Origin of the sequence: Mesorhizobium sp. M0954, from assembly GCF_040319155.1 — a bacterium.
Taxonomy (GTDB): Bacteria; Pseudomonadota; Alphaproteobacteria; order Rhizobiales; family Rhizobiaceae; genus Mesorhizobium.
The window spans coordinates 1-8,490 of sequence record NZ_JAMYNR010000065.1; the positions used below are offsets into that span (position 1 = coordinate 1).

The 8,490-nt window shown below is 55.0% G+C and carries 6 protein-coding genes and 2 pseudogenes; 4 read left to right on the top strand and 4 right to left on the bottom strand.

Annotation, left to right across the window (positions count from 1 at the left end; all coding sequences use genetic code 11):
• A pseudogene (locus tag NKH93_RS33975) lies at window positions 1-135 on the top strand (IS6 family transposase); the annotation flags it as partial.
• 66 nt (window positions 136-201) lie between these two features.
• Here NKH93_RS33975 and NKH93_RS33980 read toward each other — a convergent pair.
• The 4 genes from NKH93_RS33980 to NKH93_RS33995 are packed head-to-tail and all read right to left on the bottom strand — an operon-like array spanning window position 202 to window position 4,474.
• Window positions 202-1,695, bottom strand: coding sequence for a M81 family metallopeptidase (locus NKH93_RS33980; RefSeq protein WP_352976339.1), 1,494 nt, complete (start codon window positions 1,693-1,695; stop codon window positions 202-204).
• 52 nt (window positions 1,696-1,747) lie between these two features.
• Window positions 1,748-2,506, bottom strand: a complete 759-nt coding sequence (locus NKH93_RS33985; RefSeq protein WP_352976341.1) for an SDR family NAD(P)-dependent oxidoreductase — start codon at window positions 2,504-2,506, stop codon at window positions 1,748-1,750.
• A 56-nt stretch (window positions 2,507-2,562) separates the two neighbouring features.
• Window positions 2,563-3,012, bottom strand: coding sequence for a VOC family protein (locus NKH93_RS33990; RefSeq protein ID WP_352976344.1), 450 nt, complete (start codon window positions 3,010-3,012; stop codon window positions 2,563-2,565).
• Window positions 3,013-3,058: 46 nt separating this feature from the next.
• The gene (locus NKH93_RS33995; RefSeq protein ID WP_352976347.1) at window positions 3,059-4,474 is read right to left on the bottom strand and encodes a diaminopimelate decarboxylase family protein; all 1,416 of its coding nucleotides are present in this window, start codon (window positions 4,472-4,474) and stop codon (window positions 3,059-3,061) included.
• Between the two features lie 176 nt (window positions 4,475-4,650).
• Between NKH93_RS33995 and NKH93_RS34000 the strand changes: the two genes are divergently transcribed.
• The 3 genes and pseudogenes from NKH93_RS34000 to NKH93_RS34010 form a co-directional block, all read left to right on the top strand.
• On the top strand, window positions 4,651-5,532 hold the full coding sequence (locus NKH93_RS34000) for a LysR family transcriptional regulator (protein ID WP_352976351.1): 882 nt from the start codon (window positions 4,651-4,653) through the stop codon (window positions 5,530-5,532).
• 1,464 nt (window positions 5,533-6,996) lie between these two features.
• A complete protein-coding gene (locus NKH93_RS34005; protein ID WP_352976348.1) occupies window positions 6,997-7,731 on the top strand; it encodes an SDR family NAD(P)-dependent oxidoreductase in 735 nt (244 codons plus the stop codon).
• Window positions 7,732-7,886: 155 nt separating this feature from the next.
• A pseudogene (locus NKH93_RS34010) lies at window positions 7,887-8,272 on the top strand (transposase family protein); the annotation flags it as partial.
• Window positions 8,273-8,490 lie beyond the last annotated feature (218 nt).

The following is an 8,490-nucleotide window of genomic DNA, read 5'->3' on the forward strand; positions in this document are numbered from 1 at the left end:
AGCACTGCAACGCTTCGTTTCGATCTTCTCGGCTCTGCGCAATCTCTTCGTCCCGCCCCCCTCAAACGCTCAGCTCTCGCTACACATACTCACCGCCTGCAGGTCATGGCGGAATGGAAAGCCGTGGCCGGCTGACATCAGCGGCCGCAGCTCTCAACGCGTTTATGTGCAGACAACGTGACATCGCCCCATGCGCCGCTATTAAACGGGGAACGTGGTGTCGAGATCAATAGGATATATTGGCCGCCGGACTCTTTGGTAGTTGTAGAAATCAAGGTTGCAAGTTGCGCTGCCAGGGGGATCGGTAGCGACAATTGCCTTGGCCCTGGGTTGGAAAAATGCTCTAAAATGGTTGAGCCCCTTCAGACAAACAATATCATATTGAGCAACGTCTGCCCCAGTAATTAAGAACGGCCGGTCGTCCACAGTCCCCCCTCCAGGAAACTCTGTAACGATAATTTCTACATTACCGACGCGCAAACGAGCAGTTTTGCCGTAACACACCGGCAGCCCTTCCATCATGGGAGACACGTAGGTGGCATTTCCGTCTGATAGTGCGCACACTCGGGCGTTGTGCAATTCAATAGTGTCACCGGAAATTTTGTCGATTTTACCGCCTAGCAAACCAGAAACCACTCCCCCAACACCGGCTTTGTGAGCAAGGAGGGCAACTTCAGGGTCGGAAATGAATCCGAAAATTGTCCTGGCGAGATTTCGGCTCAGAATCTCGCGCAGAAGATGGGTTCCATTGCCAGGCGCCCCGCTACCAGGATTATCAGAAACTTCCACAATCACAACATAGCCTGTTCCGGGTTTTTTCAGCGCGTCTAGAGCACAATCCACAGCCACATCCGGCATAGGGCACTCGCCTTTCAGCTGGTCCCTCTTTCCCCAGATGTGCCTGGCGATTTCTTCGGCGGCCTCCTTTGCCCCTTTTTCAGCTACAACCACCACAGAAGCTCCCACGCAAGGCACATCGGTAAAGTTGTACCCGTGGAAAAAAGCTGCGTCTATCAGGTCGTGTTTAGCGGCATAGTCAGCTACGTAGTCTGTGAAAGATTTCATGGGTTCATTGAAGGTGTTGCCAATTAGCGAATCGACCATCAAAGGAAGTTGAACAAGAGCTGTTTGGGGAGCTACTTCGCGGCGCAACACGCGAACTAGGGTCTTCATGGCCAAATAGCCAGCATCCGCCTGATCGATGTGGGGATATTGTTTACAGCCAAAAAGGCCATTCGACAGTTCAACCATCTCCGGCGTTATATTCCCATGAAGGTCAAGGGAAACCGTTATGGGCATGTCCGGGCCAACCACCTGCCGCACTTTTTCCAAAGTATATGCCTCTAAATCGTCCGTATTCTCTGCACAGCCGGCTCCGTGAAGCGCCAAACAAATTCCCGTGTATTCCCCCTTTCGTTCTTTGGCGACTTTGACAAGTTCCCCTACTGCATGTTCAACGGCCTCCTTAGTAAGCTTCGGACCGGCATTCAACGGCAGTGCAATAGCAGGTATTAATTCGACGCCATATTCTTCTGCGGCTTTGATCATTCCGCCCGGATAATCTGGCGTGTTCCGGTACACAGCAAAAATCTCATCCCCCTCCAACCATCCATTGGGAGCCCAACGTTTAAAATCCCCGATATCGGAGGCAAAGGTACTACTTTCATGACCGACCATACCGAATAATATTTTCATACTGTCTGACCTCCGAATTATGAGACGTTTTCCTGGTCGTTCGCTGGAACGATCAACCGGTGATGTAGCGGCCGCCGTTGATGTGGACGGTTTCGCCAGTGATAAAACTGGCCCAATCCGAACAAAGATACGCCACGGTTTGTGCCACTTCCTGTGGCCGGCCCATGCGCCGCAGCGGGGTCGACGCGATAAGTTGCGGCCCCTGCTTTTCGAGCAGGGTCTTGACCATGGGCGTATCGATGAGGCCGGGGGATACGGCGTTCGCCCTAACATCGGGGGCAAGTTCCAGAGCCAGTGTGCGGGTAAAGGTTAGCACGCCCCCTTTAGAGGTCGCATAGCTCGAATGGTTGTAGCTTCCGCAATGACCGGCTACTGAGGCCACATTTACTACTGCCCCCCCTTTGGTGAGCAACGGAATTGCCGCGCGGCAGGTAAAAAACACACCATCGAGGTTTATCGCAGTGCTAAGGTTCCATTCTTCGTCGGTCATATCGTGGATCATCTGGTCACGGTAGAGACCTGCGCTGGTCACAAGAAAATCAAGCTTACCGAAACGCTCTTTAATCGCTGCGGCCACCGCATTCGCATCCGCAGACGTGCTGGCGTCCTGCCTGAGGGCAATCGCTCTCTCGCCCGTCGCGTCAAGTTCAGTCGCAAATCGCTTAACGCCAGCTTCGTCGAGGTCTGTCAGGACGCAGGAGGCGCCCAAGTCGTAGAAGATGCGCGCGATCTCCCGGGAAATCACGCCATTTGCTCCTGTCAGCCACAAAAGTCGTCCGCTAAAATCGTGCATGACAGTTCTACGTGCCATTTTCAATATCCTGCGATATGTGAATTCGCCACACCCTATATTCGAGAACATCAGGGTCACGGCCCCCCCATGATCTCCACAGTGACGCCATCCCAGGTTTGGATATACATCAAGCGCTTGCCTTTATTCGGTCCTGTGTCGACCGTCCCGACTTCTCCGAGAGGCAGGGCACCATACTGTTCAGCTCTTTTCTGCACTTTCTCGAGATCAGGAACATTCAAGGCAAGATGTGCGAAACTAGCGTCACATGGGCGCGTATGTATTCGCTGGCTCCGTAACTTGCCGACATATTCGATGAACTCGATAACGAAGCCGGGTCCCTTCATGAAGGCAACCATGATATCGGCGTCGCGCAAGCCTGTAACGGCCCGTATCATCGCCTTGTCGCGGGGGCCTTTCGAAAGCGTTTCAAAGCTGAACACCTGCTCGAAGAACGAGACCGTCCTGTCGAGGTCCTCTACGGTGAAGCTGAAGTGGTTAAGGCGTATCGCGTCGACATCGTTCATTGACGTGTCCTCTCTGCCGATTATTGCGTAAATTCCGACGTAGCCGTTACTTGGGTAACAAGTGTTCGGGCACCGACGTATTCCGATAAAGATCCTCAACGGTTTCCCGCCGTTTGATCATATGGACCGCGCCATTGCTGATCATCACCGTGGCAGGTCGAGGAACGCTGTTAAACTGCGTCGATGCCGAATCGGCGTACATTCCGGCATCCAGGATTGCGACGGGTTCGCCCATGGCCAATTTGGGAACCGGCCAGTTGTCCGCCATACGCGAGTCGATACAGGTCGATCCGACTATTTGGCTCACCTCGGCGTAAGGCCTGTCCATCCCACTCGCGGGTAGGAAGTGGTAGGCGCTACCAGAAGTATCAATGCGCGGTAGATTGTTGGTACTGAAGTCGACGTTGACCCACACTTCTCCGCAGTCACGCTTTATCTGGCCCACCCTCCCTAGTAGCATCACCGCGTTTCCGACAATGAACCTTCCTGGTTCCAGGCGCAGTTCCGGTACCGGCATCCGGCGGATGTTGAAGGTGTCGAGAAGGGAAGCAACAGCAGCTTCCGCGAAGTTTTCGACAGAAGAAGTGTTCAGGAGGTGCTTTCGAGATTCCGGATCTCGATCTCGCGGCCAGCCCCCGCCAATATCGATGAGCTCCGGAACATAGCCTGTCGTGTCACGGATCCGAATTACAGCCTCAGCGAAGGCGCGAGTACAAGTGGCAAAAAGCCCCGGGTTCTGCGTGAACCGGGGTGTGTGCAGACTGAAACCACGCATCCGAAGGTTCCGGCATTTTAGGATCTCCGGGACCAGTTCGACCGCGGCGTCGACTGAAAACCCCCATTTTTCCCGCAGCAGGAACGTCCGAACGTCGCGTGCCAAGCCGAGATAGTCGCTCGAGGAACTAACCAGACTATCCGGAGAGCACTTGATGCGGAGGGCGACGGAACCGACTTTTCCGAGGTCTGCACAGATAGTGTCTAGCATTCCGATCTCGCCGACGGCATCGATGTTTACGTTAACGCCTTTCTCAATGGCAGCGCGCAGCTCAGCTTCCGTCTTGTTGCTGCCGTTCATAGCAATCCGATCGGGATCGGCACCTCCCATGAATGTGGAGTGAAGTTCACCGAGACCGAAGCAGTCGCCTCCACCCCCCTCCTGATGGATGACTGCCCGGATTGCCGGATTGTTGTTCGATTTGATGGCGAACATAACCACGACCTTATTCGGCCAAAGCCTTTCAAAGCCACCTTTGATCCGGCGGAAGTTTTCGCGCAGCGTTTGCTCGCTTACCACATACAGAGGCGAGCCGAATTCTGAGAGTAGATCCTCGGCCTTGTAGCCGTCGAAGATCAGATCGCCGTCCGGCGATACCTCGATCGGATCAGTGCGCGTGAGCACTTTGGTCAAATGCTCGCGGGGCTTAGACCCCAGAAATTCTCTTTCTGCGGGGATTTCAGTCATTGTCAGGCCTTTTGGAATTCGCGCTCTACGGCTGCCACAGTTATTCTTTTGTACGAGCGAAGGTGCTCCCAAGCTGCAGGCGCGACAATTGCTTTGTTGAGCAGGATGTGTTCACTTAAAGTCACCAATAGTCGAGGTGCAAAGCTCTGCGCCGTTTAGAAAGAGTGATTACAAACATGAGTCATCAGCTACCACCTCTGATTGCGCTTCGCGCTTTTGAGGCTGTTGCACGGACGGGCAGCGTCCGCGCGGCTGGAAATGAGCTCTCGGTTAGTCATACGGCGGTCTCGCGCCACATCCAAAACCTCCAGGACCGTGTCGGGGTGGCGTTCTTCGAGCGTGAAGGCAGGGGCTTGACGCTCACGGGGGCAGGGAAACGTTATTATCAGAAGATATCCCGTGCGTTTGAAGCGATCACACTTGCCACGTCCGAGCTAAAGCCCGATCTGCCTACCCAGCTGGATATTTGGTGTACGCCGGGTATCGCGTCGATCGTGCTGCTTCCTCGGCTGCCTGATCTCGAGAGTTACCTGCCAGGGTGTGATGTCGCTCTTCGGCCCACACGAGGGCGCCCCAATCTGGAGGCGCACGAGGCTGACGCGGAAATCGTGTTCTTGTTCGACGGCGAGGAGCGTCAGGGATGCCATGTGGAGGTGCTTAATCGTCCCCGCATGTTTCCCGTCGCGAGCCCGACCTTCCTTGACCGTCGCGGGCCAGTGTCATCCGTTGATGAGCTTCTAAGAATGCCGCTTATACACGAAGAGTCAACTGGCCAGTGGGAAAGGTGGCTAAACCATCTTGGACGTACAGAACCGCTGTCGTTACACGGCCCCAAGTTGTGGAACGGTCAGCAAACGATCGAGTCAGCGCGGCTTGGACAGGGCGTTGCGATGACAGGAGACCTTCTTGTCGACCGGCATATTGAGACAGGTGAACTCGTCGAGCTTTTGTCAACGAATGTCCACTTCGGTTCATACTGCCTTGTGACAACCAAATCGCGATCTGTGACAGCTCCAATACTGGCCTTGCGGCGCTGGCTAACTGACGTCCTGGCGTGATGTGCAAGACCCCTGCAGATACCGACGGGAATAGCGGGTGTCTGGCCTGCGCGTCTGGCGACGGTCGCCCAGATAGGAGACAGAAACACCTCCCCGAGCGGAGCGACGCCCTGGCGAGGCATGGATGGCTGCGCCGTAACCGAGCCGCCGCTCTTGATCCATTAGAGAACAATATCGGCCGTCAGCCCGATCTTCTTAAAGACCGGAAACGTGCCGGGAACCGGTGCACTTCGATTTTCCTTCCCACGTTCCGCTTTGTCGATGAAGCCCGACGCGGGAATCTCCTATTCTGCGACGCTCCTTGCCTTCAGATGCGTTCAAGCTTGACGTCTGTCAGGTCGGTCGAGCAAAACGTCCGTTTCAGCGGTTTTCGAGATATCCGCCCGCAGACTTGGCCGCCTCAGGTATTGTCCTTATTTCGGAACACTCGGCAGCTGAACTGACGAACGAGCGACGATGACGTGCTGCAGGCATCAATGAGGTAGGGCTCAAGCTCGGCCGCCGCGAGGCCAGCCGGATATTACGAATACCGACGCGCACGGGACCGCGGTCGACAGACTGGTCTCCTCGTCCGGCATGGTTCACTTCGATACCCGGAGGACCCGGTGCCCGATCTAAACGTGACGGCCAGCTAGCATTGCGAACCTCCACCCGATGAACGTCTAGGCGATCGCGCTTCAAAGCCCGATAAGCGCATTGTTGAATACTTCATGTCACCCCTTCTATGATTTCGCGTCCTTCGACATATATGCCGCATGCCGTTTGCTCAATTGGGCACTTTGAGGCAACAAATCGTGCTGAACAAAGCACTTGTCGCGGTCGAAGGTTCAATTGATATTCGACGACGCTTAACGGAATCTGGGCTACCCGTCAGCATCTCCATAAATCAAGAGGCACAACATTCCTGCCGCACGTGCCGACACGGAGCCAGGGAGGGCAAGCGCCTCAGGTAAATCCAAACGTGGGACGACGTGATGTGGAGGTCAGGGGCAAGGAAGCCATGGTTTGCGCTTCGGATCATTTGGCGCGCCAAACGGGAGAAAGAACTCAACGTCCCGATCCGCAGAAGCTGCGGCTCGAAAGGTTTGTTAGGCACTTCGCCTGCATCGACCAGCAGGCTACAGCTAAATACGCTCAACTCGTTCTCTTATGTCCCACGAACCAAATAAACTTGCGAAGGTTACTCCTTGTGACGCTCCCCTGGATCGCAAATCTGCCACTTGGTCACCCTTCACGGTAACAAGGCGCGTTGAAACCTGCTCGACCACAGATGAAGCGGTTTCTATACGATTGTGCAAATACGATTGTCATAATCGATTGGTCCTGGAACGATGCGAAAGCTTATTAGCCGGCGCGAAACCGCTGCGTCATGTCTCGTCATCACAGGGCACCATGGTGAAATGTCCTGCCTGAATCACAAATGCCGTTAACAATAGGATCAACATACACATTTTGAGGCGCAACATGGCTAAAATACCGATTATCAAGGGCCTGGAAGGGCGAACGATTGTGATCACAGGGGCGGCTTCCGGAATTGGCGGAGCCACCGCGGAACTTTTCATCGACGAAGGTGCAAGGGTCATTTTGCTAGATCTGAATGCAGCCGGTGTGGAGGCAGCGCTTGGTAGCGGCGAGGGTCTCGCCCGAAAGGCGGATATCACGAACTATGATGAAGTTGTCCGTATCATAGACGAGGCCGCGTCCTTTACCGGAGGTGTTGACGGGGTAGTAAATGCTGCGGGCATTCTGCTCTTTGGTCCTACTTTAGACATGACAATCGAGACGTGGAACAAGGTTATCGACGTCAACCTTTCGGGAAGCTTTCACGTCATCAAGGCTTGCCTTCCCTGGCTCAAGCAAAAAGAAGGAGCGACAATCGTCAACATCGCCTCTGGCGACGGATTGTTGCCAAGTTCGCCCGGTCTTGCGGCCTATGCCGCCTCCAAAGGAGGCGTTGTCGCACTCACCAAAGCGCTGGCGGCGGACCTCGCCCCCTCTATCCGCGTAAACTGCGTTTGTCCAGGACCGGTCGATACGCCGATGGTAAATGGCCTTCGCGCGGAGGTTGGCAATTATGCCCTGAAACGTATTGCGGATCCGGTTGAAATAGCGCGTGCAATCCTATTTCTCACCGCGTCTCAGTCGTCATTTGTGACGGGCGCTACACTTGCAGTAGATGGCGGACGAACATTCCATTGACCGGCTAAAGAGCGCCTGCATCGTCAGCCAATCGTTCGAATGGAATGCGGACCGTGGACTTGGGGTAATGATCATTCCCCTGTTTGCATTGTCAAGTCGCGGCGGAGTTATCAACTTAACTCGCGTTCAGGGATTTGCGGCATAGACCCGATGGCATGAACACCGCGACCGTCAGCTACAAGCGCCATCGTTTCCCGCCGCAGATCATCGCCCATGCAGTCTGACTCTACTGCAGGTCCCCTTGAGCCTGCGTCTGGTCGAGGAAATGCTGCTGGACGCGGGGTCGTGGTTTCGTATGAGACAATCCGCCGGTGGGGCATCAAGTTCGGTCCGCATTACGCTCGCCGCTTGCGCCGGAAGCAGCACAGCCGAAACGATGTCTGGCATCTGGACGAGGTCGTCATCACCATCGCCGGCAGGAAACATTGGTTGTGGCGCGCCATCGACAAGCTGCGCTCCTTCCTATGGAGCAGCCAGGCGACAGGTGATGTCGGACGTCGAGCATCGGTCGCACAATGGATTGAACGTGAGCGCAATGAACGGACCACGCCAACAAGCATTGACATGAGCCTGTGCTTGGCATCTGCGCTTAATGCTTCTGCTTTGCGCGCTTTGGCATGAGTAGCTACGGATCTTGACGAGCGCCTCGCCGACGGTGTCAAGCGAAGTGAGGATTTGACCCCCAGGGCGAACTGAAGATTTGACCCCCTCATTGTTTTGCGGTTTCGTTGGTGCTGAGCGTCGTTCCGGCCTTCTGCA

Coding starts and splice junctions, on each gene's coding strand:
- NKH93_RS33990 (WP_352976344.1), bottom strand. CDS start 3,012: ATGAACGATGTCGACGCGATACGCCTTAACCACTTCAGCTTCACCGTA.
- NKH93_RS33985 (WP_352976341.1), bottom strand. CDS start 2,506: ATGGCACGTAGAACTGTCATGCACGATTTTAGCGGACGACTTTTGTGG.
- NKH93_RS33980 (WP_352976339.1), bottom strand. CDS start 1,695: ATGAAAATATTATTCGGTATGGTCGGTCATGAAAGTAGTACCTTTGCC.
- NKH93_RS33995 (WP_352976347.1), bottom strand. CDS start 4,474: ATGACTGAAATCCCCGCAGAAAGAGAATTTCTGGGGTCTAAGCCCCGC.
- NKH93_RS34000 (WP_352976351.1), top strand. CDS start 4,651: ATGAGTCATCAGCTACCACCTCTGATTGCGCTTCGCGCTTTTGAGGCT.
- NKH93_RS34005 (WP_352976348.1), top strand. CDS start 6,997: ATGGCTAAAATACCGATTATCAAGGGCCTGGAAGGGCGAACGATTGTG.